Here is a 24,824-nt window from a genome sequence, read left to right as displayed (position 1 = left end):
CCTCCAGTCTACACCCGCTCCACCCGCCCCCGGGCTTCCTTCGGGTTCCTCGCCCCGATGGCGAAGAGGGCGGTCCTAAGTTCTTCCAGGTAGTCCCCGATCCAGGCCGCCACCCTTTCCGCCCCCTCCAGGGCGGGCCTGAGGAGGGGGCGGGCCACCGCCAGGAGGTCCGCCCCCAGGGCCAGGGCCTTGGCCCCGTCCGTCCCCGTGTAGACCCCGCCGGAGGCCACGAGGGGGAGGTGGGGCAGGACCTCCCGCACCTCGAGGATGGCCCGCGCCGTGGGGATCCCGATCTCGCAGAGCTCCGGGTGGCGCACCTCCCCGAAGCGCACCCACTCCTCCACCCGGGCCCAGCTCGTCCCCCCGGCCCCGGCCACGTCCACCGCCGCCAAGGGCAGGTCCCGTAGGGCCAGGGCCGCCTCCCGGGAGAGGCCGTGCCCCACCTCCTTCACCATCACGGGGAAGGGGAGGGGGAGGAGTTCGGCGAGCCTCTCCACCAGGCCCCGGAAGTCCGTGTCCCCCCGCTGCACCGCCTCCTGGAGGGGGTTCACGTGGAAGGCGAGGGCGTCCGCCTCCAGCATCTCCACGAGCCGGAGGAGGTCGTCCCGCCCGTAGCGCCTGAGCTGGGCGAGGCCCAGGTTGGCGATGAGGAGCGCCTTTGGGGCCACCTTCCGCACCCGGAAGCTCCTTAGGGCCTCGGGGCGCTCCAGAAGGATCCTGCCCGAGCCCAGCATCATCCCCACCCCTAAGGCCTCCGCGGCCTCCGCCAGGGCCAGGTTGATCCTCTCCCCGTTTTCCTCCCCCCCGGTCATGGCCCCGATGAGGAAGGGGGCCTTCAGGGTCTTCCCCAGGAAGGGGGTGGTGAGGTCCACCTCGCTCAGGGCGAGGCCCGCCAGGGCCTGGTAGCGGAGGCGGAAGCCTTCCAGCCCCGTGGTGGTCTTCTGGTAGGCCACCTCGCCTTCCAGGCAGGCCTCGAGGTGCTTCCGCTTCCTCTCCCGGATGTTCACCCCCGCGCCTCCAGAAGGCCCTTAGGGGCCTTTTCCAGGCCCAGGTCGTGGGCGATGAGCCGGGCCGTGATCTTGGCGGACATCATCACGCTGGGAAGCCCTGCCCCCGGCTGGTAGCTCTGCCCCACCAGGTAGAGCCCCTTCACGTCCTCGGAGCGGTTCTTGGGCCTGAAGGAGGCCGTCTGCCAGAGCACGGGCTCGGGGCCGAAGGCGTTGCCCAGGTGGCTATTCAGGGTCCACTGGAAGTAGTCCGGGGTGATGAAGTGGGTGTAGACCAGACGGTCCATGAGCCCGGGGAGGTACCCCGCCTCGTCCAGGTAACGGAGGGCCTTTTCCAGGTACTCTGGGCCGAGCCTCCCCCAGTCCAGGCCGCTCCCGTTGTGGGGTACAGGGACCAGGGTGTAGGCGGCGTGGTGCCCGGGGGGGGCCAGGGAGGGGTCGGTGAGGGTGGGGAGGTGGAGGTAGTGGGCGAGGTCCTCGGGGAGGACCTTCCGCCAGAAGATGTCCCGGAGAAGCCCCTCGTAGCGGTGGGAGAAGAGGACGTTGTGGTGCCTAAGCCTTTCCCCCTCGTCCCCCCGGGCCCGGAAGCCGAAGTAGGCCACGAAGAGGCTCATGGAGAGCCGGGTGCGCTTGAGGCGCCAGTCGCCGTTCCAGGTGCGGTCCTCGGGGGCGAGGAGCTCGCCGTAGGTGTGGACGTAGTCGGCGTTGGAGACCACGAGGTCGGCCGCGAGCTTCTCCCCGTCCTGGAGGACCACCCCCACGGCGCGCCGCCCCTTGGTGAGGATGCGGCGCACGGGGGCGCCATAGCGGATCTCCCCGCCAAGCTCCTCCAGCTTCCTGACGAGCCCCCGCACCAAGGCCCCCGTCCCCCCCATGGCGAAGTGCACCCCCCAGCGCCGCTCCACGAAGTGGATCATGGCGTAGAGGGCGGGCACCTGGAGGGGGTTCCCTCCGATGAGGAGGGGCTCAAAGGAGAAGATCTGCCGGGTCTTGGGGTTCTTGAAGTAGCGGGAGACCACGCCGAAAAGGGGCCGCACCGCGTCCAGGCGGAGGAGGTCCGGGGTCACCTTGAGGAGGTCCAGGAGGCTTCCGAAGTGGGTGAAGCCGAGTTCCAGAAAGCCCTTCTGGAAGAGGGCCTTGGCGTGGGCCTCAAAGCGGCGGTAGCCCTCGAGGTCCTCCGGGGCGAGGCGAGCCACCTCGCCCTCCAGGTGCTCGGGGTCGTCCTTGTAGTCAAAGTAGGTGCCGTCCGGGAAGTGGAGGCGGTAGAAGGGGTCCAAGGGGATGAGCTTCACGTAGCGCTCCGTGTGCTTAAGCCCTTCCTCCTCGGGGAAGTCGGGGTAGAGCCTGGGGTCGCCTGGGGCGGTGGCGAAGAGGTCCTCCAGGAAGGGGGGGACGGTGATCACCGTGGGCCCCATGTCAAAGGTGAAGCCCTCCGCCCGGTGGACGAAGGCCCGGCCTCCGGGCCCCGGGAGCTTCTCCAGGACCAGGACCTGAAGGCCCATGGCGGCGAGGCGGATGGCCACAGAGAGCCCTCCTACCCCGCTTCCGATGACGATGGCCCGCATGGGGAGGAGTCTACCAGGCCACTCCCCCGCTGAGTTGGGCCTGGCCCACACAGGGATTGCCCCGGAGGAGAAGGTGGGCCTGTGAGGCCGCCTAGGGTTACCCTTCCCAGGGGTTCACGAGGGGCACGGGAACGTGGCGGAAGTCCTCGGTGTTCCGGGTGGCCAGGATCAGGCCGTGCCGCAGGGTCGTGGCCGCCAGCATGGCGTCTAGGGGAGAGAGGGGCTTGCCCTCCCTCATGGCGTTTCCGGTGAGCTCGCCCCAGAGCTCCATCACCTCGGCGTCTAGGGGAAGGATCCGCCCCGAGAAGCTCGCCTTCAGCCCCGAGAGCCATCGGCTGAGGATGGCCCTTCGGGCTTCCGGGGCCCGGGCCACCCCCTGGACCAGTTCGCCCAAGGTGAGGGCGGAGAGGTACGCCTCCCCCACTTTAAGGTGGCGCAGGAAGGCCACCACCTTGGGGTGAGGCCGCCGCTTGACGGCCTCGGAGACCACGTTGGTGTCCAACAGGTACCTCAGAAGTCCACCTCCCGGAAGCCCGTCTTTTGCCTTTGGAAGAGGGCTTCCACCTCCTCATTGGGGAGGGTCTTGGGGGGTCTTAGGGCCTCGAGGACCGAGGCCTCTTCCCCCGTGAGCCGGGCGTAGGTCTCCCAGTCCAGCACCACCACCGCCTTCTTACCCCGCCGGAGGACGAGCTGGGGCTCCCCCTTGAGGGCCCGCTCCACCACCTCGGAAAAGCGGGCTTTGGCCTCTTGGAGTTGCCAGATGGCCTTCACCCCCTCAGGGTACACGGAAAAGACCGGTCTGTCTAGTTTAGAGGCCACGCCCCCTACACCTTCCGCCCCTTCCACCGCCTCCCCGGGAGGAGGGCCAGGAGGTAGACGGGGAGGAGGAGAAGGGGGGCGAGGGGCGTGAGGAGGGCGGGCCAGAGGGGCCCCCCGAGGGCCTTCTGCACCCAAAGCCGCTCTAGGAGGCCCATGAGCCCGAGCTCCCACCGCCCGAAGAACCAGGGCAGGGTGTAGAGGGCGAGGTGGTAGAAGGCGGAGCCCAGGAGGACGGCGGGGTTCTTCAGGTGGACCGCCAGAAAGTTCTTCGCAAAGCCCGCCACCGCCTCCCCATAGCCCCGGTACATCCGCGCCCGGAAAAGCCCCCCGCCCAGGAAGAGGCCGTAGGTCCGCGCCCTTCGGGCCAGGGCCACGTCCTCCAGGACCTCTCCCTTCACCGCCTCGTGCCCCCCGAGGGCGAGGTAGGCCGCCCTGCGGAAGGCCAGCACCTGGCCGTTCGCCACCCGTAGCCCTTCCAGAAGGGGGTGGGGGAGGAAGGAGAGGAGCCCGTTCATCACGAAGGCCACCAGGGCGCCCTCCCTAAGGCCCACCTCCTGCCGGGGGAGGGCGGAGACCATCTCCTTCCCCTCCAGGGCCTCCAGAAGCCCGCCGAGGGCCCCCTCCTCCCAGAGGACGTCGGCGTCGGTGAAGACCAAGACCTCCCCCCGCGCCTCCTGGGCGAGCTGGAAGCAGGCCCAGTTCTTCCCCGTCCAGCCCGGGGGCGGGGGGGCGCCCCGGAGGAGGCGGAAGGCGGGGTGGTTTCCCGCCGCCTCGAGGGCCGCTTGGGCGGTGCCGTCCTCGGAGAGGTCGTCCAGGACGAGGACCTCGAGGGCCCCCTGGCGGAGGAGGGCGGGGAGGGTCCTCTTTAGGTTCTCCGCCTCGTTCCGGGCCGGCACGAGGAGGGAGGCCGTGGGCTTTGGGGGTGTGGGGCGGGGCCTTAAGCGGGGGAAGGCGAGGAGGTTAAAGAGGAGGGCGAGCCACCTCAGGAGGAGGAAGAGGAAGACCCCGAAGAAGAAGTCCCCGCTCATGGCCGGAGCAGCCTCACCAGGGGAAGCACCCTTTCCTCCAGGCTCCGCCTCCCCCGAAGCACCTCCCGGAAGCCCTCCGGCACCTCCCGGGGGTGGGTTTTGGCGAGGAGGGCGTCCAGCGCCTGGAGAAGCCCCCCCAAGGCCCTCCCCAGGTCCCCTCCAGGAGGAAGGGGCCTGCCCACCCAGAGGAAGGCCTCGGGGTGCTCGTATCCCCGGAGGACCACCCTTAGGGCCACGGGGAGGAGGGGGACCCCCGCTTTCCGCGCAAGCCAGTTGGCCCCCTCCCGAAGGGGCCCCAGGGGCCCAGGGTAGCGCATCTCCCCCTCGGGGAAGAGGGCCACCCACTCCCCCCGCCTGAGCCTTCGCAGGGCCTCCCGGACCCTTCCCGCCTCGAGGGCCCCGGCGAGCTTCAGCACGGGGTAGGCCCGAAGGTTCTCCTCGGCCACGAGGAGGCTTAGGGGCCTACGGCAGAGCTTCCCCAGAAGCCACGCCAGGTGGCCGTCAAAGAAGCCGTGGTGGTTCAGGGCGAGGACCAGGGGACCTTCGGGCGCCTCCCCCCGCAGGTAGACTCCCCGGAGGCTTTCCTTGAGGCTCCGGAGGACCAGGGCCTCCACCAGGAGGCGCAGGGCCTTGCCCGTGGGCCTTTCCTTTAGGGTCTCCCAGAGGTCGGCCACGGGGCTATCTTAGGCGCCTCAGGGCCTCGGGGTGCCAGGCGAGGAGGAGGCCCTGGACCACGGCCAGGTTGGTGCAGAGGAAGAAGACCATCTCCTCCAGGGGGAGCCCAAAGGCCCCAAGGCCCAGGGTGTACCGGGGGGAGATCCACCAGATCCCCTCCCGGATGGCCCAGGCGTCGGCGAACCAGAGGTAGAGGGTGGGGAGGCCCGCCCCGAGGAGGAGGGCCCGCCGCCAGCCCCAGAGGAGGTCTCCTCCGAAGGCCCACTGCAGGACGAAGACGGGGGCGAAGTAGGCGAGGGTGAGCCCCAGGTAGAGGTACCGCCCTCCCAGGGCCAGGAGGAGGACCCCCAGGGCGGCCAGAAGAAGCCACATCCCGCCCCCCACCACCCGGGCGAGGCCGCCTGCCCCTGGGGGCGGCGCCCCCGCCACCCGGTGGAGGAAGGCCCCGGTGAGGAGGGGCTGGAGGAGGAAGAAGAGGTACTCCTCCAGGGGCACGTAGCCGAGGCGCAGGAGGACCCTCCCCTCCGGGTAGCCCCAGACCCCCTGCCACACCAGGTAGTTGTCCCAGGGAGTGGTGTAGACGAGGGCGATGAGGGGCATGAGGAGGTAGGCCCAGAGCCTGGGGGGCCGGGGAAAGCCCGTGGCCAGGAGGATGAGCAGGGGTGGGAGGAGGAAGACGAGGTGGAAGGCCAGGTAGGTCACGCCCGCACCCCCTCCCTAGGCCGCGCGGGAAGCCCGCCTTCGGGCCTCAGGGTGACCTGGGCGAGGACCCGGGGGAAGGGGAGGGGGTCTAGGCGGAAGCGGCGGAAGAAGGCCCTGAGGACGATGGGGCCCTCGAGGAGGGCGAAGTCCCGCCCCAGGCAAAGCCTCTGCCCCAGGCCAAAGGGGAAGTAGCGCCCGGAAGGGGTCCCCCTTTCCGCCAGGAAGCGCTCGGGCTGGAAGGCCTCCCCCTCGGGGAAGTAGAGCCTCTGGGTCACGTAGGGGGAGAGGACCAGGGTGGTGCCCTGGGGGAGCCGGTCCTCTCCCAGGAGGAGGGGCCTTTCCAGCCTCCGGGTGAGGATCCAGGCGGGGGGGTAGAGCCTCAGGGCCTCCTGGAAGGCGGCGAGGGCCGCCTCCTCGCTCTCGGCCACCCGCTTCTGCCAGTCCGGGCGGTGGGAGAGGAGGAGAAAGGACCAGGTGAGGGCGCTCGCCACCGTCTCGTGGCCCGCCACCAGGAGGGTCACGGCCTCGCTCAGGGCGCGCTCTCGGGGAAGGTGGGAGAGGGGCGGGTGGACGATGAGGGCCTCCGCCTCGCGGTAGAGGGCCCCCCGGTCCTTACGGAAGCGGGCTTCGGCGGCCAGGTCCAGGAGGGCCAGGGGGCTCCTGGTCTGGGCCATGATCCGGTCCAGGGCCTTAAGGGCGTGCTCCGCGAGGCTTGGGGAGAGGGGCTTCCCGAAGAGGGCCCGCCCGAGGAGGCGCAGGGAGAGGGCGAGCATCTCGTGGTCCAGGTCCCGCTCCTCCCCCCGCCACTCCCCGAAGAAGGCCCAGGCCTCCTCCTCCATGGCCTCCCGGTAGCCGCGGACGCTTTTCGGCAGGAAGGGGTCTTTGAGGGCCTTGCGCGCCTCCTTCCAGCTTTTCCCCCAGTCGGTGAGGAGGCCCCTCCCCGTGAGGCGGGAGAGGGCCCGGTACTGGAAGGTGGCCTTGGTGGTCCCCTCGGCGAGGAGTGCCCCCTCCACCCCCTCGGGGTCAAAGATCAGGGCCAGGGGGAAGCGGGGCAGGGGAAGGAAGAGCCGGGGGTGGGCCCGGCCCCACTCCAGCAGGACGGCGAGGGGATCTTGCTGGAGGTCTTTCAGGTAGGGCCAGGCCTCCCTCAGGGAAAGGCGCTTCATGGGAGCATCTTAACGGCGCACCAGGGGGCGGTACCCTGGGCGGGCCATGGGGAGGCCCAGGAGGAGGAAGAGGGCCGCCAGGGGGTAGCGGAAGAGGGCGATGGCCTCGAGGGCCTTTTCCGGGTCCTTCGCCTGAACATGCCCGCACTCTACCGGGGAAGCCCGCCCCGGGAGTGTACCCCCGCCTACCCTCGGGCGAGATCCCTCGCCAGGCGCAGGTAGCGCCTTCTCGCCTCCTCCAGGTCCACCACGGGGTCCTTGGGGGCGTAGGAGGGGTATTCCGGGGCCCAGCGCTTAAGCCACCTCCCCTCGGGGTCGTGCCTTTCCCCCTGGAGCACCGGGTTGAAGACCCGGAAGTAGGGGGCGGCGTCCACCCCCAGGCCCCCCGCCCACTGCCAGCCCTGGAGGTTCACCGCCCGGTCCCCGTCCAGGAGGAGGTGGCGGAAGGCCTCCTCGCACCTTTTCCAGGGGAGGAGGAGGTGCTTCACCGCGAACTGGGCCGCGTTCATCCGGGCCCGGTTGGAGAGGAAGCCCGTGGCGTGGAGCTCCCGCATGGCGGCGTCCACCAGGGGGACGCCCGTCTTCCCCTCGTACCAAGCTTGGAAGAGGGCCTCGTCCTCCTGCCAGGGGAAGGCCTGGAACCTCGGGTCCAGGGGCCTTTCCGCCATCCAGGGGAAGTGGTAGAGGAGGTGGTAGGAGAAGTCCCGCCAGAGGAGCTCCGCCACCCACTTCCTCGCTCCCTCCCCGCCCCGCCTTTCCGCCTCCCAGGCGGCGAGCCTGGGGGAGAGGACCCCTAGGGCGAAGTAGGGGGAGAGCCTCGAGCCCCCCTCTCCGTCCAGCCGGTCCCGCTCCTCGGCGTAGCGGGGGAGCTTGGCCTCGAGGAAGGCCCGAAGCCCCGCGAGGGCCGCCTCCTCCCCCGGCTCGGGGAGGGGAAGCCCCGGGTCTTCCCGGGGGATTTCCCCCTCCTCTGGCCCCTTGGGCAGGGCCTCGGGAGGGGGAAGGGGCGGGGCGGCCCCCCGGTAGAGGCGGCTAAAGGGGGTGTAAACCCGGTAGGCCCGGGGGAGGTCGGGGGGGAGGAGGTGGGGGGCGGGGAGGAGGTGGAGGGGCACGGGGAGGGCCTCCCGCACCCTCCCGTCCCGGTAGCGGCCGTAAGGGGTGTGGCTCGTGAGGGCGTAGACGGCCTTGGCCTTAAGCCGCCTCGCCGCCTCGGGCACCTTCTCCCAAGGGAGGCCCTCCAGGACCCAAAGGGCCCCGCCCCGGGCCCGGTAGGCCTCCCGCAGGGCCCGGACGTTTTCCAGGAACCAGGCCCGCCGCCTCGGGGTGGTCTTCAGGTTGTTGGGGTCCAGGACCACGAGGCCCACCACCGGCCCCCGGGCCAGGGCCTCCAGGAGGGCCGGGTGGTCGTGGAGGCGGAGGTCGCCCCGGTGCCAGACGAGAAGGGGGCCCATCAGGGGCTTCCCTCCGGCCTTGGGGGAAAGCGGGCGGCGAGGAAGGCCTTGGGGAGGAGGAGGGCCCGTTCCCAGGCCTTGAGGTGGGCCCGCCTTCCCAGGTTGTCGTAGCCCGAAAGCCTGAGCTTGTCCAGGATGCCCCGGTACTGCAAGGCGGCGAGGGCGATGGCCGCCCGACCCACCTTGAGGTGGCCTAGGCCCGCAAGCCCCTCCCGGTAGAGGGCCCGGGCCTTCCCTTCCAGGTGGGCCATGAGGGCCCGGTACTCCGGCGTGATCCGCCCGGCCTCCAGGTCGCTCAGGCGCACCCCGTAGGCCTTCAGGAGCTCCGAGGGCAGGTAGACCCGGTCCCGCCCAAGGTCCTCCCCCACGTCCCGGAGGATGTTGGTGAGCTGCATGGCCTGCCCCAGCTTCACCGCCCGGGCTTCCGCCTCCTTGCCGCCCCCGGCGATGGGGGCCATCATCCGCCCCACGGTGCCCGCCACCTGGTAGCAGTAGCGGAGGAGCTCCGCCTCCGTCCCGAGCCGCACGGGGCCGAGGTCCGTTTGGAAGCCCTCCCGCATGTGGAGGAAGGCCTCAAAGGGAATGTCCCAGCGCTCCAGGGCCCAGGCGAGGCCCTTCTCCCACTCGGCGAGGGGCCTTCCCCGGTAGGCCCGCTCCACCCCCGCCCACCAGGCCTCGAGGGCCTCCGGGCCCCCGCCCTCCCCGTCCACCGCCTCGTCCCCCAGGCGGCAGGCGGCGTAGACCGCCCAGGCGCCCTTGCGGGCCTCCTTGGGGAAGAGGAGGCTTCCCAGGTAGAAGGTGGCGGAGTGGGCGCGGAGGACGCGGAGGAGGGCTTTCCAGTCGGGCTCCATACTTGCGGGCATTCTCATTCTAGGCGGCCTCGGGGACTTTTGCCCCGGCTACACTCCCAGAGATGTACAAAAGCTTGACAAAACCTATACATTGCCCTACCCTAAGGGCATGACCTCCTCCGGGGTGTACACCATCGCCGAGGTGGAAGCCATGACCGGCCTTTCCGCCGAGGTGCTCCGCCAGTGGGAGCGCCGCTACGGCTTCCCCAAGCCCCGGCGTACCCCGGGAGGGCACCGCCTCTACAGCGCGGAAGACGTGGAGGCCCTGAAGACGATCAAGCGCTGGCTGGAGGAGGGGGCCACGCCTAAAGCGGCCATCCGCCGCTACCTGGCCCAGGAGGTGCGCCCCGAGGACCTGGGGACCGGCCTCCTCGAGGCCCTCCTCCGGGGGGACCTCGCCGGGGCCGAGGCCCTCTTCCGCCGGGGGCTCAGGTTTTGGGGCCCGGAGGGCGTCCTGGAGCACCTCCTCCTCCCCGTCCTCCGGGAGGTGGGGGAGGCCTGGCACCGGGGGGAGATCGGGGTGGCGGAGGAGCACCTGGCCTCCACCTTCCTCCGGGCAAGGCTCCAGGAACTTTTGGACCTCGCGGGCTTCCCGCCCGGGCCCCCCGTCCTCGTCACCACCCCTCCCGGGGAGCGGCACGAGATCGGGGCCATGCTCGCCGCCTACCACCTCCGCCGCAAAGGGGTCCCCGCCCTCTACCTCGGCCCCGACACCCCCCTCCCCGACCTCAGGGCCTTGGCCCGGCGGCTCGGGGCGGGGACGGTGGTCCTCTCCGCCGTCCTTTCCGAGCCTTTAAGGGCCCTCCCCGACGGGGCCCTTAAGGACCTCGCCCCCCGGGTCTTCCTCGGGGGGCAGGGGGCGGGGCCGGAGGAGGCCAGGAGGCTCGGCGCCGAGTACATGGAGGACCTGAAGGGCCTCGCCGAGGCCCTTTGGCTCCCTAGGGGGCCGGAAAAGGAGGCGATATGAAGAGGTTTGCCCGGAAGGAAACCATCTACCTCAGGGGGGAGGAGGCCCGCACCCTCTACCGCCTGGAGGAGGGCTTGGTGCGGGTGGTGGAGCTCCTCCCCGACGGCCGCCTCATCACCCTGCGCCACGTTCTTCCCGGGGACTACTTCGGGGAGGAGGCCTTGGAGGGTAAGGCCTACCGCTACACCGCCGAGGCCATGACGGAGGCAGTGGTCCAGGGGCTGGAGCCCAGGGCCATGGACCACGAGGCCCTGCACCGGGTGGCGCGGAACCTCGCCCGGCAGATGCGCCGGGTCCAGGCCTACGAGGCCCACCTGCAGACGGGGGAGCTCCGCGCCCGCATCGCCCGCTACCTCCTCTTCCTGGCGGACACCCCGCTTTCGGCCCGGGACAGGCAGGGCATCTACGTTACCGTCTCCCACGAGGAGATCGCCGACGCCACCGCCTCCATCCGCGAGTCCGTCTCCAAGGTCCTCGCCGACCTCCGCCGGGAGGGGCTCATCGCCACCGCCTACCGCCGGGTCTACCTCCTGGACCTCGCTGCCTTGGAGCGGGAGGCGGGGAGCGCCTTGGAGGCGGCCTGAATGCGGGTCTTCGTCGTCGGCGGAACGGGCTTCGTGGGCCAGGAGGTGGTGCGCCTCCTTTTGGCGCGGGGCCACACCCCCCTGGTCCTCGCCCGCAGGTCCAGGCCCCTCCCCGAGGGAGCGGTCCTCGTGGAGGGGGACATCGCCCGGGAGGTGCCGGACCTCGAGGGGGTGGAGGCGGCCATCTACCTCGCGGGGATCATCCGGGAAAGGGGCCAGACCTTCCGGGCGGTGCACGTGGAGGGGGTGAGGAACCTCCTCCGGGCCATGGAGCGGGCCGGGGTGGGCCGCCTTCTCCACATGTCCGCCCTGGGGGCGAGGCCCGAGGCCCCAAGCCGCTACCACCGGACCAAGGCGGAAGGGGAGGCCCTGGTGCGCCAAAGCGGCCTAAGCCACGCCATCTTCCGCCCGAGCCTCATCTTCGGCCCTGGGGACGAGTTCTTCGGCAGGGTCTTGAGGGGCCTCGTCTGCGCCCCCCTCCCCTTCGTCCCCCTCATCGGGGACGGGGGCTTCCCCTTCCGACCCGTGTACGTGGGGGACGTGGCGGAGGCCTTCGTGGGGGCCTTGGAGCGGGGCCTCGAGGGGACCTACGACCTGGTGGGGCCCAAGGAGTACAGCTTCCGCGAGCTCCTCCAGCTGGTGATGGAGGTCCTGGGGCGGAGGAAACCCTTTCTCTCCCTTCCCCTTTGGCTCATGGACCGCCTCGTCCCCCTCCTTTCCCCCTTGCCCATAAGTCCCCTTACCCTGGACCAGTACCTCATGCTCAAGGAGGGGAACACCGCCCCCTTCCCCGAGGCCCTAAAGGAGCTTCTGCCCGCGCCCCAGGCCCTGGAGGAGGTCTTGCCCCGGTACCTCCGCTGTTAAGGTTTAGCTCTTCGGGGTGAAGAAGCGGGGTTTGCCCATGGAGATTCTTTTGAGAGCGTCTGGTACCTTGAGAAGGAGGGTGCGGCGGCCCGTCTGGTGACGGCCTACCCGTGGAGGGGGCGATGATCCGGGGTCACGGGCGAAGCCCGTATCTTGTCCACGATTTGGTTTGGTGGTTCTGAAGCGGGACAAAGAGGGGTGGGGCCTCGAGGCCGGGGACGTGGGGACCGTGGTCCTGGTCTACCCCCACGGGGGGTACGTGGTGGGGTTCGTGGACCACGAGTTTTCCGCCGCCTTCTCCCGCACCCTCTCCTCGGTGAGGTGGGCGAGGCGCAGGGTGCGGTTGGTGGTGGCCCCCAGGGTGAGGTTCTCGCAGGGGTAGCCCAGGCGGATCACCGCAGAAGCCTCGCCTCCAGGTAGACCTCCACCTCGTCCCGGACCTCGAGGAAGAGGAACCTCGGCCGCTCCAAGCCCCACTGGGAAAAGCGGGTGGTGAAGCTTCCCGAGAAGCGGTAGCCCCCTCCCTCCTCCCTAAGCTCCCCCAGGACCCGTACGGGAAGCCGCTTCCCCGCCATCTCCAGCTCCCCTTCCACGACGAACCCGGGGCCTTCCCGGTAGGCCCTTTGGGGGTAGAGGCAGGCCTCGGGGTAGGCCTCGGCCTTAAGGATCTTCCGCGCCTTCTCGTCCCGCTCGGCGTTGCCCGAGTCCCAGGCCGCCTGCTTTAGGCAGACCTTCCCCGAGGCCTTCTCCCGCCCGTCCCAGAGCACCTCCCCCCGGGCCGTGGGGTTCACCCCCTCCCAGCTTCCCAGGGGGTAGTACCCCCGGTAGCGGGCCACCCCTTCCACGGCGTAGGGGGCCTGGGCCTGGGCGAGGAGGAGAAGGCCCGCCAAGAGGAGGAGGGTTCTCATGGTTTCCCCCTTTCTTCCCGAGGGAGGGGCTTGGCGCCACCGGGGCGGAACCTCCAGCGCTCCCCTAGGGTGGCGAAGTCGCGGAAGCCCAGGAAGAGGATGGGGCGCTCCTTGGCCTCCGCGGAGCCCTCCACGTGGACCACCTCCCCCATAAAGAGGGCGTGGTCCCCGTCCCAGGGCCACTCGGACACGCGCATCTCGTAGACCGCGAGGGCCCCCTCGGGCACCTGGGTGTGGGCGAGGCAACAGGCGGGGCGCAAGGGGACGCCCAGGCGCCGGGCCTTGTCCACCCTTCCCCCCGAGAGGTAGCCCGCCCGCACCACCCAGGCCCGCTCCTCCCAGGGGTAGAAGGCGAGGGCCGCCTCGGAGAGCTCCCGGAGGAGGCTTAGGGTGTGGTTCTTGCGGTCCACGGCGAGGAGGAAGCGGAAGGGCTCTTTGGAGGCGGGCATCCACCAGGCCATGGGCATGAAGTTCCGTCCCACGGCGAGGAGGGCGAGGCGGGTGGGGTAGAAGAAGCTCCGGTACACCCTACACCTCCAGGAGGGCCGGGACAGGCTCCCTGAAAAGCCCCTCCAGAACCTTTCGGGCCGCCTCCTCCGGGGAAAGGGCCCCCTTGGGGGGGCCCCCGAGGGGGGCCCAAAGCCCCGTGGCCACGGCGGGAAGCCGTACCAGGACGAGGTGCACCCCTTCCCGAAGGAGCTCCTTCCGGGCGGCCTCGAGGTAGGCCTCCAGGGCCCCCTTGGCCGCGGCGTAGGCGGCGAAGCCGGGAACCTGGACGTAACGGGGGTAGGCCCCGAAGAAGACCGCCCTCGCCCCCTTTTGGAAGCGGGCGTGCTTGAGGACGAAGGCCGCGGTGAGGAGGTGGGCGGCGAGCATTTCCTCCACGAGGTCCCGGCCCGCCTCCCGCACGGAAGCCCGCCCCGCCTTCCCCACGGCGTGGACCAGGAGGTCCAAGGGCCCCGCCTCCTCCAGGAGGGCCTTGGCCTCCAGCTCGTCGGCGAGGTCCGCGGGAAGCGCCCTGGCCCCAACCTCCCGGGCGAGCTCCGCCAAGGCCCCGGCCCGCCTCCCCGAGAGGAGGAGGTCATGCCCCTTCAGGGCCCGGGCAAAAGCGCCGCCCAGGCCCCCTGTGGCCCCGGTGATGAGGACGCGCATGGCCTTCACGTTAGGGCTTGGGGCGGGCGCCGTTTGTGGGGTAGGGAGAAAAGCGCCGCCCTCACCCCGCCCCGCCCCCTCGTGGTGGAGCTTCGGCTTGGGCTTCGGCCTCGCGGACGATGGCCCGCGCCAGGTCGCTGAAGATGCGCCGGTGGATGGGGTAAAGGGCCCACCAGTAGAGGAAGCCCGTGAGGCCCTTGGGCTCAAAGTAGGCGGTCTGGACGAGAAGGCTTCCCCCTTCCGCCTCCCTGGCCTCCCACTCCAGCCAGGCCCGCCCGGGAAGGCGCATCTCCGCCCGCAGGCGGAGGAGCCTCGGGGGCTCCACCGCCTCCACCCGCCAGAAGTCCACCGCCTCCCCCGGGAGGAGTTCCGTGGGGTGGCGCCTCCCCCGCCTCAGGCCCGGCCCCCCGAGGAGGCGGTCCAGAAACCCCCTCAAGGCCCAGGCCCAGTTCCAGACGAGCCAGCCCCTCTCCCCTCCCAGGGAGGCGAAGCTCCGAAAGAGGGCCTCCGGAGAGGCCTTGGTGTGGAGGGCGCGGACCTCGCGGATGAGGCCCTCCCGGTCCTCGAGGCGAAAGCCCCTGCCGTAAAGCGCCCCGGACCAGCGGGTCTCCACCTCCCCCAGGGCGATCCTCTCCAGGGCGAGCTCCACCGCCTTGCGGTAGGGGATGGGCGAGACCTCGGGGAAAAGGGCCCTGGCCCGGGCGGTGTCCGCCACCAGGGGGTGGAGGATCCCCTCCACCAGGGGCAGGGCGAGCCGGTTGGGGATGGGGGTGACGAGGCCCACCCAGAGGGCGGCGAGCCTCGGGGCGAGGACGGGGACGGGGAGGATGACCCGCTTGAGCCCCCGCACCTCGGCGTAGGTCTCCATCATGGCCTTGAAGGAGAGGGGTTCCGCCCCGATCTCCACCACGCCGGAAGGCCCCCTCTCCAGGGCCAGGACCAGGTAGGCCAGCACGTCCCGGACGGCGATGGGAGAGACGGGGTTCAGGACCCAGCGGGGGGCCACCATGACGGGCAGGCGTTCCGTGAGGTAGCGGACCATCTCAAAGCTGGCGGACCCCGAGCCGATCACGGGCCCCGCCCGGAACTCCGTGGCGGGGAGGTTCGCCCTCAGGATCTCCCCCACCTGGGCCCGGCTCCTCAGGTGGGGGGAGGGCTTGCCCTCCTTGGGCAGGAGGCCCCCCAGGTAGACCACGTGCCCCAACCCCGCCTCCCGGCCCACCCGGGCGAAGGCCTCCGCCTGGCGGCGCTCCGCCTCCTGGAAGGCCTTCTCCGAGAGCATGGCGTGGACCAGGTAGTAGGCGGCCTCCGCCCCCTCCAGGGCCCGCCTGAGGGCCTCCTCGTCCTCCAGGCTTCCCCGCACCACCTCCACCCGCCCCGCCCAGGGGCGCCCCGCGAGGCGGGTCTCGTCCCGCACCAGGACCCGCACCTGGTGCCCTCGCTCCAGGAGGCGGGGAACCAGCCTCCCCCCCACGTACCCCGTGGCCCCCGTGACCAGGACGCGCACGCCCCAAGCATACCCGCCCCCTCCTCGGGAAAGGGTGGCGGGGACCATGGTCCAGACCCAGGTCTTTCCCGGACGCCGGGGCTACCCTAGGCCCCGTGCGGGCTTTGGTGGTGGGGGCGGGCATCGGCGGGCTGGTGGCGGCCAGGGCCCTGAGGCGGGCTGGGCTCGAGGTCTTGGTCCTCGAGGCCCACACCTACCCGGGGGGCCTCGCCGGAACCTTTATCCACAGGGGTTACCGCTTTGACGCCGGGGCCACCCTGCTTTCCGGCCTCGCCCCCGGAGGCCCCATGGCCCTGATCGCGGAGGCCCTGGAGGTGCGCTTCCCCGTGGAGCCGTTCCCTGAGGGCTTCCCCCTCATGGCGGTCCACCTGCCCCGGGGGGAGGTGGTGCGCCCCGTGGGGCGGGAGGCGGAGCGGGAGGCCCAGCGGGACTTCTTCGGGCCCCGGGTCCTCCCCTTCTGGCGCTGGCAGGAGGAGAGGGCAAAGGCCCTCCTCCGCCTCGCCCCCCGCCTCCCCTGGCCCCCCGAGAGGGGGGAGCTTCTCCGCCTCCTCGCCCTCCTCCCCGAGCTTTTTCCCCTCCTCCCTGACCTCTTCTTGAAGGCGGCCCACCGGGCCCCCCAGGACCCCCACTTCCTCCGCTTCCTGGACGCCCAGCTCCTCATCGCAAGCCAGGCGGAGGCGAAGCGCACCTACGCCCTCTACGCCGCCCTGGCCCTGGACCTCCCCCACATGGGCCCGGCCCTGGTGCCGGGGGGCGTGGGGCGGGTGGCGGAGGCCCTGGCGGAAGGCCTCCCCGTGCGCTACAAGGCCCGGGCGGAGAGGCTCCTCCTAGGGGAGGGGCGGGCCTTGGCCGTGGAGGTGGCCTACGGGGGAAGAAGGCGGGGGGAGAGGGAGGTGGTGGAGGCCGACCTCTTCGTCCTGGACGTCCCCTTGGCCCCCCTTCTCGGCCTTCCCCTAAAGGTCCCCGAGGACGCCTGGGGGGCCTTCGTGGTCCACGGGGTCCTGCCCTTCAGGGCCCCTCCCCCCTACTTCCGGCAAAACGCCAGGGAAAAGCCCTTCGCCTTCCTCTCCTTGCGCCCCGAGGGGGAAAAGACGGCCTTCGCCCTAAGCCTCCACACCCCCCTCGCCCTCTGGGAGGGCCTTTCCCCGGAGGAGTACGGGAGGCTCAAGGCCCGCTGGGGGGAGATGGCCCTGAGCCTGGGGGAGGCCCTCCTCCCCGGGCTGAGGGAGGCGGAGCTCCTCCTCTTCGGCACCCCCAGGACCTACGCCCGCTTCGCCGGGCGGGCCTGGGTGGGGGGGTTCCCCCAGACCCACCCCTTCCGCTTCCCCCGGGTGCGGCCCTTCCCCAACGTCTTCCGGGTGGGGGAAGGGGTCTTCCCTGGGCAGAGCGTCCCCGCCGCGGCCCTCTCCGGCCTCAGGGCGGCCCGCCTGGCCCTAGAAGCCCTAGGTCTTGCAGGTAGCGGAGGAGAAGCCCGGCCGTCCTTCCCTCCCTTTCCGTGAGGAGGTCCAGGTGGGTGAGGCCGGGGAGGACCTGGGCACGGGCCTCCGTCCCCGGGAAGAGCTCTCCCAGACGGAAGTCCTCCGCCCTCGGGTAGAGGCCCCGCCCGGCCCCCAGGGCGAGCACGGGGTAGGGCAGGGCCCGGGGCTTGAGGCCCCGGAGGACGTAGGGGTACCCCCCCACCTCCAGGAGGAGCCGGTAGGGGAAGTACCACTCGGAAAAGCCCGTCTCGGGGAGGGCGAAGGCCCTTAAAAAGGCCCTCGGGTCCGTGGCCTCCCCCGTGTCCCGCCAGGCGATGGGGCCCGCCCTTGGCCCCCGCACCGTGCGCACGAGCCGCCCCTGGAGGAGGCCGAGGAGGCTAAAGCCCTCCCTGGCCCAGGCCCGCCCCGCGCTCACGCTGAAGACGGGGAAGAGGCTGTAGTCGTCGTCCACCCGGAGGAGGGCCAGGGCCTCCCGGGTGGCCCGGTAGGGCCCGAAGGGGAGGTCCTCCTCGGGCCTTTTCGCCGCGAGGAAGGCCTCCGCCTCGGCCAGGGCGAGCGCCTTGGGCCCGAGGCCCAGAAGCTCCACGGCCGGGCTCCCCTCCCCCCGGAGGAAGGCCCGGTAGCCCACAAGCCGCCCGAAGGGGAGGTCCGCCCCCTCATAAAAGGCCTCCTCCGCAAGGGGCACCACCCCGGGGGCCCCGTCCAGGAGGACGAGCCCGGAGAGCTTCTCCCCGTGGAGGAGGGCGTAGAGCCCCGCAAGGGCCGCCCCCAGGGAGTGGCCCGCGAGGACCACGGGGGCCCGGGCCCTTGCCGCCTCCACCGCCAGGTCCAGGTCCTTAAGGTGCACCTCCAGGCCCCAGGCCCTTAGAGGGGTGAGGTCGGGGAGGGCGAGGGCACGGTAGTAGGCCACGGGGTCCTCCCGGAGGAAGCCCCGGCGGTCCTCCAGACCGTTCGCCCGCCTCTCCCAGGCCCAGACCTCGAGGCCCGGGGCCATGGCCCTCAGGCGCTCGGCCAGGAGGGCGAAGTTGGTGCTCCCCCCAAGAAGCCCCGGCACCAGGAGGAGGAGGGCCTTAGGCCTCGGGGCGGGGTAGACGAGGGCGTAGCTCCTGTCCAGGTCCGGCCTCCCCGTATCCGCCCCGGGGAGGGCCCGGTACTCCTGGCCGAGGGCCGGGAGGAGGGCGAGGGAAAGGGCCAAAAGCCGCTTCACGCCCCTCACCCTACCTCGGCGAGGAGGAGGCCGAGCCGGCCCAGCCTCCGGACCTCGGCCCGGAAGCCCGCCCCTTCCAGGAGGCGGAGGAGGGCCTCCGGGGTGGGACGGAAGAGCCCAAGGGAGGCCCCGGGGCCCAGGAGGAGGAGGCCGAAGAGCCGCCCCCCGGGCCGGAGGACGCGCCTGGCCTCCCTCGCGGCCCCTTCGGGGTCCAGGAACTCGTTCCAGGTGGGCCCGATGGCCACGCCCGAGAAGGCCCCCTCCCGGAAGGGGAGCCTCTCCCCGTGGGCGAGGAGGTAGGCCCCGGGGCGGCGCCTTTGGGCCACCTTGAGGAAGGCGGGGGAGGGGTCCACCCCCACCATCCCCTCCCCCAGGGCCTCCCGGTAGACCCCGGTCCCCGTGCCCACGTCCAAAAAGGGCCCTCCCGTGGGGAGGAGCCACTCCCGGAGGAGGGCGAGCTCCCCGGCGAGGTCCAGCCGCCCCCCGGAGAGGAGGCCCGTGGAATGGGCGCGCCAGAGGTCGTAGAGGGCGGCCACGGGAGGGAGGCGGTTCGCCAGGGCCAGGTGGGGCCTCTCCCGGAAGGCCCGGAGGTCCAGAAAGCCCCCCTTCCGGGGGAAAACCCGGCCGCACCCAGGGCACCCCTCCCCGAGGAGGGGCCCCCGGCAGAAGGGGCAGGCGAGGAGGGGAAGGAGCCAAGAAGGAGCCCCCTCCCCGGGAGGCCCCGGGAAGGGGGGCTTAGGGGCCTCAGCGGTTCCCACCGAGGACGGTGGCGTCCACCACGGGGACCACGGTCAGGGTGCCTTCCTTGAGGCTACCCACGGCGAAGACCGTGTAGACCTTCCCGGGCTCTAGCTCAACCCCAGGGAGGTCCAGGGCCACGGTGGCGGTGCCCGCCGCCCGGACCTCGAGGTCGTAGGTCCCGGCGGGCACGGACGCGTAGGCGCTCGCCCGGGGGAAGGGAAGGCCCGCGAAGAGCACGGGGCCGCCCTTCACCGCCACGTCCACCGCCGGGGCGTCGGGGGAGGCGTGGACCACCCGGATCCGGGCGAAGCCCGCCCGGGGGAAGAAGCCCGAAAGGAGGTCCGTGTACACCTGGGGCCGGATCTGGGCCAGGAAGCCCGTGGCGGCCACGGTGTAGTAGACCCCCACCTTGAGGTCCAGCTCGGCGTCTATGACCACGGGGGCGTCCTGACCCGCGGGCACCACCTGGACCCGGACCTTGGCGGCGGGAAGGGGGATGTAGGGGGTCACCTCCTTGAAGGCCAGGCCCGTGATGGCCCGCTGCCCGTTCACCAGGACGTCCACCGCCGGGGCGTCGGGGGAGAGGTGGGCCACCCGCACCATGGCGCCTTGGCCCAGGGCCAGGCCGGCCAGGGCCGCCAGAACCAGAACAAAAAGGCCTCGTTTCATCTTTTCACCTCCACGGGAAAAGCCTAGAGGGAGGCCTGCCCGTCAAAATGGGCGCAGGCCACATAAACCTCCCGCCAAGGTAGCCTGGACCACACCCAGGGTGAGGGGGAGCACATTCTCGGGGGACCTTCGGCCCTAGCATCCTCCCAAAGGAGGTAAGGGCATGGACCGCAGGCGTTTTCTCACCGGTGCGGGGCTTTTTTTGGCGGCGGGAGGCCTTCCCTTGGGCCGGGCCCAGGGGCGCGCGCCCAAGGGGGTGAACGGGGGCGGCTTTTACCGCTTCCGGGTAGGGGGGATCCAGGCGGTGGTCCTCTCCGACGGCCAGTCCCCTCCAGGCCCCCTCCTCCCCAACTGGGGGGCGAACCCGGAGCTCCAGGAGGCCTTCCGCAGGACGCTCGTGGAGCACTTCCTGGACCCGGAGGCCACCCGCAACAACTTCAACCCGGTGCTCCTGGACCTGGGGGAGGCCAGGCTCCTCGTGGACACGGGGAGGGGTGCGGGAAGTGGGGGGCGGCTCCTCGCCCACCTGGAGCTTGCCGGCTACCTTCCCGAGGACATCACCCACGTCTTCCTCACCCACGGCCACCCCGACCACATCGGGGGTCTGGTGGACGGGGAGGGGCGGCCCGTCTTCGCCAAGGCGGAGCACCTCATGGGCCGGGTGGACCTGGAGTTCTGGCTTCAAAACCCCTCGCCCGCGGTGCAAAGGGCCCTCGTGCCCCTAAAGGAGCGCATCCGGCCCGTGGAGGACGGGGAGGAGATCCTCCCGGGGGTGCGGGCGGTGGCCTCCTTCGGCCACACCCCGGGGCACATGAGCCTCGAGGCCATCTCCGAGGGAAAGAGGCTCTTCATTTTTGGGGATGCGGCGGGCCACTACCTCCTCTCCCTCCGCTTCCCCCAGGCCTACCTGGCCTTTGACATGGACAAGGCGCAGGTGGTGCGGACCCGGGCCCGCCTCTTCCAGAAGGTCTCGGAGGAGCGGAGCCTGATCACCGCCTACCACTTCCCCTGGCCCGCCGTCGGGTACATCCGGCGGGAAGGGGAGGGCTACGCCTTCGTCCCGGCCTTCTTTGAGTTTTAGGGCCCGCCCCTCTGGCGGGGCACTTAGGTCTGGGCCCGCGCGATCCGCTCCCGGTACCAGAGGGCGCTCCTTTTGGGGATGCGCCTCTGGCTGGGGAAGTCCACGTAGTAGAGGCCGAAGCGCCGGGTGTAGCCGAAGGCCCACTCAAAGTTGTCCATGAGGCTCCAGACGAAGTAGCCCCGGAGGTCCACCCCTTCTTCCCGGGCCCGGAGGGCGGCCTCCACGTGGGCCTCGAGGTAGGCCACCCGCTCGGGGTCCTCCACCACGGCCTCTCCCGTCCAGAGATCGGGGTAGGCGGCCCCGTTTTCCGTGACGTAAAGGGGCCAGGGCACCTCCCGGCCGAGGCGCTTCAAGAGGTGGTAAAGCCCCTCGGGGTAGACCTCCCACCCCATGGCCGTGGCCGGCCCTTCCGGGGGAAGGTAGCGCACGGGCAAGGTCCCCGTCCCCGGGGCCACGCGGACGGGGGCGTAGTAGTTCACCCCCAGGAAGTCCAGGGGCCTTGCCACGAGCTCCAGGTCGCGGGAGAGGATGGGGACGGGCGGGGGGTCTCGGAAGGGGCTTTCGGGATACCCCTTGCCCAGGATGGGGTCCAGGAAGAAGCGGTTGTGGTAGCGGTCGGCCACGTCCACCGCCTCGGGGTCCTCGCCGTAGGCCGGGGCGAAGTTGAGGACGATCCCCACCCGCCTCGCCCCCGCGGCCCTCAAGGCCTCCACGGCGAGGCCGTGGCCCAGGAGGAGGTGGTGGGCGGCGCGGAGGGCCGCTTCCAGGTTCCTGAGGCCGGGGGCGTGTTCCCCCGTCCAGTGCCCGAGGAAGGCCGAGCACCAGGGCTCGTTCAGGGTGGCGAAGAAGGGCACCCGGTCGGCGAGGGCCCGGGCCACCGCCTCGGCGTACTCGGCGAAGGCGAAGGCGGTCTCCCGGCTCCGCCAGCCTCCCCGCTCCTCCAGGGCCAAAGGCAGGTCCCAGTGGTAGAGGGTGAGAAAGGGCGTGATCCCGGAAGCGAGAAGCCGGTCCACCAGGCGGTCGTAGAAGGCGAGGCCCTTGGGGTTGATCCGCCCCCGGCCCTCGGGGAGGATCCGGGGCCAGGCCACGGAGAAGCGGTAGGCCCGCACCCCGAGGGATTGCATCAGGGCGATGTCCTCCTCGTAGCGGCGGTAGTGGTCGCAGGCGGGCTCCCCTGTGCTCCCGTCCCGGATGGCCCCGGGGCGCTGGGCGAAGGCGTCCCAGATGGAAGGCCCCCGGCCGTCCTCCTGGGTGGCCCCCTCAATCTGGTAGGCGCTGGTGGCCACTCCCCAAAGGAATTTTTCGGCGTTCTCGGTCATAGGCGTTTCTCCTCCAAGAACCTAGCCCTTCACCGCCCCGGCGGTGAGGCCCTGGATGAGCTGGCGCTGCACGAAGAAGAAGAGGACGAGGACGGGCAGCGTGGCCACCGTGGCGGCGGCCATGACCAGATCGTAGCGGTTCTGGTAGTTGCCCACGAAGTTGCGGATGCCCACGGGAACGGTGGCCGTGGCCTCGGTGGTGAGGACCTGGGCGAAGAGGAGCTCGTCCCAGGCGGTGAGGAAGATGTAGACGGCCGTGGCCGCGAGGCCCGGGAGGGCCAGGGGCAGGATCACCCGGTGGAAGGCCTGGAAGGGCGTGGCCCCGTCCACCATGGCCGCCTCCTCCAGCTCCTTGGGAATGGAGGCGAAGAAGCCCCTGAGGATCCAGATGCTCAGAGGGACGAAGAAGGCGGTGTAGGTGAAGACGAGCCCCCCGTAGCTGCCCACGAGGCGCACCTCGAGGCCCAAAGCGGAGCGGACCCAGTTCTGCACGTAGATGTACATGATGTAGATGGGGATCAGGAAGAGGATCCCGGGGATCACCTGGGTCACGAGGACGCTTCCCCCGAAAAGCTCCGCTCCGGGGAAGCGGAACCGGGCAAGGGCGTACCCGGCGAAGGTGGCCACGGCCAGGGCGAAGACCGTGGTCAGGGAGCAGACGAGGAAGGAGTTTTTCAGGTAGTGGAAGAAGGGCAGGACGCGCCAGATGTCCAGGTAGTTGCCCCACTGGGGCGTCTTGGGGAAGAGGCTTCCCGTGGCCGCCTCCAGCTGGGTCATGAGGGAGGTGTTCACCATCCAAAAGATGGGGAAAAGGTGGAACACGAGCACGAGGACGAGGAGAAGGCCCGCGCCCCACTTGAGCCATCGTTCCTCACGCATCGTTCACCTCGCGCGCAGATCCTCCCGGAAGACCCGGTACCAGAAGAGGATGAGCCCGAGGGAGAGGAGCATGTAGAGGGTGCTCGCCGCCGCCCCCAGGCCGAAGTTCCACAGGCCGAAGGTGTTGCGGAAGAGGTTGGTCATGAGGAGGTCCCCCCACTCCCCGGGGTAGCCCGCCCCGTGGCCGAACATCATGTAGACGATGTTGAAGCTGTACATCGTCCCCAGGAGCCCGTAGAGGAGGAGGACCGCCGTCACCGGGCGGAGCATGGGCCAGGTCACGAAGCGGAAGCGCTGCCAGGGCGTGGCCCCGTCCACCTTGGCCGCCTCGTAGAGCTCCTGGGGGACGGTCTGCAAGGCGGCGAGGTAGGTGACCATGACGAAGGGCCAGCTCCGCCACACCGTGGGCACCACGATGGCCACGAAGGGGTCGTGTAAGGATTTATGTGTAAGGATCCGTGTTTAATAGGGGGGCACACCTTAGCACGAGGAGGTGCCCCGTGGACCAGGATACCTTGCGGATCTTGCTGAGGGAAGCGGTGCGGGAGACAGTAGCCGAGGTTCTGCAGACGGTTCTGGAGCTGGACCGGACAGCCTTCTTGCAGGTGCACGGAGGCCGCAGGAACGGCTACTACCCCCGCAAGCTGGAGACCACCTTCGGCCAGGTGGACCTGAAGGTCCCTAGGGATCGGGAATCTCGGTATTACCCGGCTTTCCTTAAGCCCTACGCCCGCCGCCTGGTGGACGTGGGGGAAGTAGCTGTGGCCTTGTACGCCGCCGGGGTCAGTCAGCGCAAGGCGGCCGAGATACTGAGCCTGCTCCTGGGCCACCGCTACTCCCACGAGACCCTGAGCGCCCTGACGGACGAGGTCCTGGAGGCGGCAGGAGCCTTCCGCACCCGGCCTTTGCCCGAGGAGATGGCCTTCGTCTACCTGGACGGGCTTTCCCTAAAGGTCTTCAGGGAAGGAGAAGGGATCGTACGGGAAAGCGTGTATGTGGCCCTGGGCATCGCCCCTAATGGGGAGAGGCGGGTCCTGGGGTTCTGGCTTTTGCCCACGGAGAGCGCCCTGGGATGGGAGGGGGTCCTGGGGGAGCTTTGGCAGCGGGGCCTGCGGCGGGTGTTGCTCTTTGTCACCGACGGGCTGCCCGGGCTTCCTGAAGCGATCCGCAGGGTCTACCCTCAGGCGGAATGGCAGCGGTGCGTGGTGCACGGGGTGCGGTGGAGCCTGTCCCAGGTGCGCTCCCGGGACCGGGCCCTGCTGGCGGAGGACCTGAGGCGGGTGTACGGGGCGGAGAGCCGGGAAGAAGCTCTTGGGGCCTTGGAGGAGGTGAAGGCCGCCTGGGGTTCGCGGTACCCGGGGGTGGTGGGGCTTTGGGTACAGGATTCGGGGGCCTTCCTGCGCTTCTACGGGTACCCCAAGGTGCTTTGGCCGTACCTGCGGAGCACCAACCTGATGGAGCGGTTTATCCGGGAGCTACGGCGGGGGACGAAGGTGCGGGACCACAAGTTTCCTAAGGAAGAGGCGGTGTACAAGCTTCTTTACCTGGAGTCGGAGAGGCAGGAAGGGAGGTGGGCAGAACGGAAACTAAAGGGGTTCTCGGAGGTGAAGGAGGTACTGGAGAAGATGCTTCAGGAGCGGTATGCCCCCCGTACACAGACTCTTACACATAACTCTTGACACGACCCACGAAGGTGAGGGGGCCGATGAGCCAGTGGGGCTTTTGCGGGAGGAGGCCGAGGACGTCCACGAGGAGGTGGTTGATGACCCCCTCCTTGAGCCACATGAACCCCCAAAGGAGCCCCACCACGTAGCTCGGCACCACCCAGGGGAGGAGGATGAGGCTCCGCCAAAGCCCCCGGAGGAAGAGGGGCCGGTTCAGGAGGTGGGCCACCAAAAGCCCAAGGGAGAGGTTCAAGGCGTTCACCACCAGGGTGTAGAGGAGGGTGGTGCGCACGGCGTAGAGAAACCCGGCGCGGAAGGTGGACTCGGGGTTCAGGAGGATCTCCCGGTAGTTCTCCAGCCCCACGAAGGGGGCCTGGAGGTAGAGCCTCAGGGTCTGGAGCCTGAGGTCCAGGAACCCCATGTAGATGCCCTGGACCATGGGGCCATAGTGGACGAGGAGCATCCCCAGGAAAGCGGGGGCGATGAAGAGGTAGGCGAGGCCGTATCTACGCCAGAAGGTCCTCATGGGGAAGAAAAAGGGGG

At 70.6% G+C, this 24,824-nt stretch carries 28 protein-coding genes; 7 read left to right on the top strand and 21 right to left on the bottom strand.

The window, feature by feature from the left end:
* Positions 1–8 precede the first annotated feature (8 nt).
* The 10 genes from fni to TTH_RS10495 form a co-directional block, all read right to left on the bottom strand.
* Entirely contained in the window at positions 9–1,007 is a 999-nt protein-coding gene (gene fni / locus TTH_RS10540) for a type 2 isopentenyl-diphosphate Delta-isomerase (protein ID WP_011229187.1), read from the bottom strand.
* Positions 1,004–2,572 (bottom strand): phytoene desaturase family protein, encoded by a 1,569-nt coding sequence (crtI, locus tag TTH_RS10535; protein ID WP_011229188.1) that lies wholly within the window; start codon positions 2,570–2,572, stop codon positions 1,004–1,006. The genes fni and crtI overlap by 4 nt, the downstream gene beginning before the upstream one ends.
* 97 nt (positions 2,573–2,669) lie before the next feature.
* Positions 2,670–3,062, bottom strand: coding sequence for a type II toxin-antitoxin system VapC family toxin (locus tag TTH_RS10530; protein WP_011229189.1), 393 nt, complete (start codon positions 3,060–3,062; stop codon positions 2,670–2,672).
* A gap of 20 nt (positions 3,063–3,082) precedes the next feature.
* Positions 3,083–3,343, bottom strand: coding sequence for a type II toxin-antitoxin system Phd/YefM family antitoxin (locus TTH_RS10525; protein WP_011229190.1), 261 nt, complete (start codon positions 3,341–3,343; stop codon positions 3,083–3,085).
* A 53-nt stretch (positions 3,344–3,396) separates the two neighbouring features.
* Positions 3,397–4,419, bottom strand: a complete 1,023-nt coding sequence (locus tag TTH_RS10520) for a glycosyltransferase (protein ID WP_011174497.1) — start codon at positions 4,417–4,419, stop codon at positions 3,397–3,399.
* The gene (locus tag TTH_RS10515; protein ID WP_011174498.1) at positions 4,416–5,093 is read right to left on the bottom strand and encodes a lysophospholipid acyltransferase family protein; all 678 of its coding nucleotides are present in this window, start codon (positions 5,091–5,093) and stop codon (positions 4,416–4,418) included. Before TTH_RS10515 ends, TTH_RS10520 begins: the two co-directional genes overlap by 4 nt.
* 4 nt (positions 5,094–5,097) lie before the next feature.
* Complete coding sequence (locus TTH_RS10510; protein WP_011174499.1) at positions 5,098–5,796, bottom strand: lycopene cyclase domain-containing protein; 699 nt, start codon at positions 5,794–5,796, stop codon at positions 5,098–5,100.
* The gene (locus TTH_RS10505) at positions 5,793–6,962 is read right to left on the bottom strand and encodes a cytochrome P450 (protein ID WP_011229191.1); all 1,170 of its coding nucleotides are present in this window, start codon (positions 6,960–6,962) and stop codon (positions 5,793–5,795) included. Before TTH_RS10505 ends, TTH_RS10510 begins: the two co-directional genes overlap by 4 nt.
* 185 nt (positions 6,963–7,147) lie before the next feature.
* Positions 7,148–8,410, bottom strand: coding sequence for a deoxyribodipyrimidine photo-lyase (gene phr / locus TTH_RS10500; RefSeq protein WP_011229192.1), 1,263 nt, complete (start codon positions 8,408–8,410; stop codon positions 7,148–7,150).
* Complete coding sequence (locus TTH_RS10495) at positions 8,410–9,261, bottom strand: phytoene/squalene synthase family protein (protein WP_164926124.1); 852 nt, start codon at positions 9,259–9,261, stop codon at positions 8,410–8,412. The genes phr and TTH_RS10495 overlap by 1 nt, the downstream gene beginning before the upstream one ends.
* A gap of 109 nt (positions 9,262–9,370) precedes the next feature.
* Between TTH_RS10495 and carH the strand changes: the two genes are divergently transcribed.
* The 4 genes from carH to TTH_RS11590 all read left to right on the top strand — a co-directional run bounded on the left by carH (position 9,371) and on the right by TTH_RS11590 (position 12,058).
* Entirely contained in the window at positions 9,371–10,228 is an 858-nt protein-coding gene (gene carH / locus TTH_RS10490) for an HTH-type transcriptional repressor CarH (RefSeq protein WP_011229194.1), read from the top strand.
* The gene (ldrP, locus tag TTH_RS10485; RefSeq protein ID WP_011229195.1) at positions 10,225–10,812 is read left to right on the top strand and encodes a transcriptional regulator LdrP; all 588 of its coding nucleotides are present in this window, start codon (positions 10,225–10,227) and stop codon (positions 10,810–10,812) included. Before carH ends, ldrP begins: the two co-directional genes overlap by 4 nt.
* Entirely contained in the window at positions 10,813–11,676 is an 864-nt protein-coding gene (locus TTH_RS10480) for a complex I NDUFA9 subunit family protein (RefSeq protein ID WP_011229196.1), read from the top strand.
* Between the two features lie 172 nt (positions 11,677–11,848).
* On the top strand, positions 11,849–12,058 hold the full coding sequence (locus TTH_RS11590) for a DUF4926 domain-containing protein (RefSeq protein WP_011229197.1): 210 nt from the start codon (positions 11,849–11,851) through the stop codon (positions 12,056–12,058).
* Between the two features lie 10 nt (positions 12,059–12,068).
* Here TTH_RS11590 and TTH_RS10470 read toward each other — a convergent pair whose 3' ends face one another.
* From TTH_RS10470 to TTH_RS10455, 4 genes are all read right to left on the bottom strand, one after another.
* Positions 12,069–12,584, bottom strand: coding sequence for a YceI family protein (locus tag TTH_RS10470; RefSeq protein WP_011229198.1), 516 nt, complete (start codon positions 12,582–12,584; stop codon positions 12,069–12,071).
* The gene (locus TTH_RS10465) at positions 12,581–13,111 is read right to left on the bottom strand and encodes a flavin reductase family protein (protein ID WP_011174509.1); all 531 of its coding nucleotides are present in this window, start codon (positions 13,109–13,111) and stop codon (positions 12,581–12,583) included. Before TTH_RS10465 ends, TTH_RS10470 begins: the two co-directional genes overlap by 4 nt.
* Position 13,112: 1 nt before the next feature.
* Complete coding sequence (locus TTH_RS10460; protein ID WP_011229199.1) at positions 13,113–13,736, bottom strand: SDR family NAD(P)-dependent oxidoreductase; 624 nt, start codon at positions 13,734–13,736, stop codon at positions 13,113–13,115.
* Between the two features lie 61 nt (positions 13,737–13,797).
* Entirely contained in the window at positions 13,798–15,291 is a 1,494-nt protein-coding gene (locus TTH_RS10455; RefSeq protein ID WP_011229200.1) for an SDR family oxidoreductase, read from the bottom strand.
* Between the two features lie 47 nt (positions 15,292–15,338).
* On the opposite strand from TTH_RS10455, the gene TTH_RS10450 reads away from it, so the two are divergent.
* Positions 15,339–16,742: a phytoene desaturase family protein gene (locus tag TTH_RS10450; RefSeq protein WP_011229201.1), complete on the top strand. Its 1,404-nt coding sequence runs from the start codon at positions 15,339–15,341 to the stop codon at positions 16,740–16,742.
* Here TTH_RS10450 and TTH_RS10445 read toward each other — a convergent pair.
* Genes TTH_RS10445 through TTH_RS10435 form a run of 3 tightly spaced genes read right to left on the bottom strand, consistent with a single transcriptional unit; the run spans position 16,657 to position 19,338 of the window.
* Positions 16,657–17,928 carry an alpha/beta fold hydrolase gene (locus TTH_RS10445; protein WP_164926110.1) on the bottom strand — a complete coding sequence of 424 codons (1,272 nt, stop codon included), beginning with the start codon at positions 17,926–17,928 and terminating at the stop codon, positions 16,657–16,659. The two genes, TTH_RS10450 and TTH_RS10445, sit on opposite strands and share 86 nt — an antisense overlap.
* 5 nt (positions 17,929–17,933) lie before the next feature.
* Positions 17,934–18,686 (bottom strand): methyltransferase domain-containing protein, encoded by a 753-nt coding sequence (locus TTH_RS10440; RefSeq protein WP_011229203.1) that lies wholly within the window; start codon positions 18,684–18,686, stop codon positions 17,934–17,936.
* Positions 18,673–19,338 carry a DUF4397 domain-containing protein gene (locus TTH_RS10435; RefSeq protein ID WP_011229204.1) on the bottom strand — a complete coding sequence of 222 codons (666 nt, stop codon included), beginning with the start codon at positions 19,336–19,338 and terminating at the stop codon, positions 18,673–18,675. Before TTH_RS10435 ends, TTH_RS10440 begins: the two co-directional genes overlap by 14 nt.
* 163 nt (positions 19,339–19,501) lie before the next feature.
* Here TTH_RS10435 and TTH_RS10430 point away from each other — a divergent pair, with 163 nt between their 5' ends.
* Positions 19,502–20,419, top strand: a complete 918-nt coding sequence (locus tag TTH_RS10430) for an MBL fold metallo-hydrolase (protein ID WP_011174516.1) — start codon at positions 19,502–19,504, stop codon at positions 20,417–20,419.
* Positions 20,420–20,442: 23 nt separating this feature from the next.
* Here the strand turns inward: TTH_RS10430 and TTH_RS10425 are convergent, their stop codons facing one another.
* The 3 genes from TTH_RS10425 to TTH_RS10415 are packed head-to-tail and all read right to left on the bottom strand — an operon-like array spanning position 20,443 to position 23,040.
* On the bottom strand, positions 20,443–21,738 hold the full coding sequence (locus TTH_RS10425) for a GH1 family beta-glucosidase (protein ID WP_011229206.1): 1,296 nt from the start codon (positions 21,736–21,738) through the stop codon (positions 20,443–20,445).
* A 21-nt stretch (positions 21,739–21,759) separates the two neighbouring features.
* Entirely contained in the window at positions 21,760–22,617 is an 858-nt protein-coding gene (locus tag TTH_RS10420) for a carbohydrate ABC transporter permease (RefSeq protein WP_011174518.1), read from the bottom strand.
* A gap of 3 nt (positions 22,618–22,620) precedes the next feature.
* Positions 22,621–23,040, bottom strand: coding sequence for a carbohydrate ABC transporter permease (locus TTH_RS10415; protein ID WP_011229207.1), 420 nt, complete (start codon positions 23,038–23,040; stop codon positions 22,621–22,623).
* A 35-nt stretch (positions 23,041–23,075) separates the two neighbouring features.
* On the opposite strand from TTH_RS10415, the gene TTH_RS10410 reads away from it, so the two are divergent.
* On the top strand, positions 23,076–24,296 hold the full coding sequence (locus TTH_RS10410) for an IS256-like element ISTth4 family transposase (RefSeq protein ID WP_011228558.1): 1,221 nt from the start codon (positions 23,076–23,078) through the stop codon (positions 24,294–24,296).
* Here the strand turns inward: TTH_RS10410 and TTH_RS10405 are convergent.
* On the bottom strand, positions 24,280–24,807 hold the full coding sequence (locus TTH_RS10405; RefSeq protein WP_011229208.1) for a carbohydrate ABC transporter permease: 528 nt from the start codon (positions 24,805–24,807) through the stop codon (positions 24,280–24,282). The two genes, TTH_RS10410 and TTH_RS10405, sit on opposite strands and share 17 nt — an antisense overlap.
* Positions 24,808–24,824: the final 17 nt, after the last annotated feature.

It is taken from the genome of Thermus thermophilus HB8, from assembly GCF_000091545.1.
In the GTDB taxonomy this organism is placed as follows: domain Bacteria; phylum Deinococcota; class Deinococci; order Deinococcales; family Thermaceae; genus Thermus; species Thermus thermophilus.
This window is presented reverse-complemented; position numbering and strand designations above follow the sequence as displayed.

Excerpts from the sequence above, each read along its gene's own strand:
- crtI (WP_011229188.1), bottom strand. The coding sequence starts at position 2,572 with ATGCGGGCCATCGTCATCGGAAGCGGGGTAGGAGGGCTCTCTGTGGCC.
- TTH_RS10520 (WP_011174497.1), bottom strand. The coding sequence starts at position 4,419 with ATGAGCGGGGACTTCTTCTTCGGGGTCTTCCTCTTCCTCCTCCTGAGG.
- TTH_RS10505 (WP_011229191.1), bottom strand. The coding sequence starts at position 6,962 with ATGAAGCGCCTTTCCCTGAGGGAGGCCTGGCCCTACCTGAAAGACCTC.
- phr (WP_011229192.1), bottom strand. The coding sequence starts at position 8,410 with ATGGGCCCCCTTCTCGTCTGGCACCGGGGCGACCTCCGCCTCCACGAC.
- TTH_RS10495 (WP_164926124.1), bottom strand. The coding sequence starts at position 9,261 with ATGGAGCCCGACTGGAAAGCCCTCCTCCGCGTCCTCCGCGCCCACTCC.
- carH (WP_011229194.1), top strand. The coding sequence starts at position 9,371 with ATGACCTCCTCCGGGGTGTACACCATCGCCGAGGTGGAAGCCATGACC.
- ldrP (WP_011229195.1), top strand. The coding sequence starts at position 10,225 with ATGAAGAGGTTTGCCCGGAAGGAAACCATCTACCTCAGGGGGGAGGAG.
- TTH_RS10480 (WP_011229196.1), top strand. The coding sequence starts at position 10,813 with ATGCGGGTCTTCGTCGTCGGCGGAACGGGCTTCGTGGGCCAGGAGGTG.
- TTH_RS10470 (WP_011229198.1), bottom strand. The coding sequence starts at position 12,584 with ATGAGAACCCTCCTCCTCTTGGCGGGCCTTCTCCTCCTCGCCCAGGCC.
- TTH_RS10460 (WP_011229199.1), bottom strand. The coding sequence starts at position 13,736 with ATGCGCGTCCTCATCACCGGGGCCACAGGGGGCCTGGGCGGCGCTTTT.
- TTH_RS10455 (WP_011229200.1), bottom strand. The coding sequence starts at position 15,291 with ATGGTCCCCGCCACCCTTTCCCGAGGAGGGGGCGGGTATGCTTGGGGC.
- TTH_RS10435 (WP_011229204.1), bottom strand. The coding sequence starts at position 19,338 with ATGAAACGAGGCCTTTTTGTTCTGGTTCTGGCGGCCCTGGCCGGCCTG.
- TTH_RS10430 (WP_011174516.1), top strand. The coding sequence starts at position 19,502 with ATGGACCGCAGGCGTTTTCTCACCGGTGCGGGGCTTTTTTTGGCGGCG.
- TTH_RS10425 (WP_011229206.1), bottom strand. The coding sequence starts at position 21,738 with ATGACCGAGAACGCCGAAAAATTCCTTTGGGGAGTGGCCACCAGCGCC.
- TTH_RS10420 (WP_011174518.1), bottom strand. The coding sequence starts at position 22,617 with ATGCGTGAGGAACGATGGCTCAAGTGGGGCGCGGGCCTTCTCCTCGTC.
- TTH_RS10405 (WP_011229208.1), bottom strand. The coding sequence starts at position 24,807 with ATGAGGACCTTCTGGCGTAGATACGGCCTCGCCTACCTCTTCATCGCC.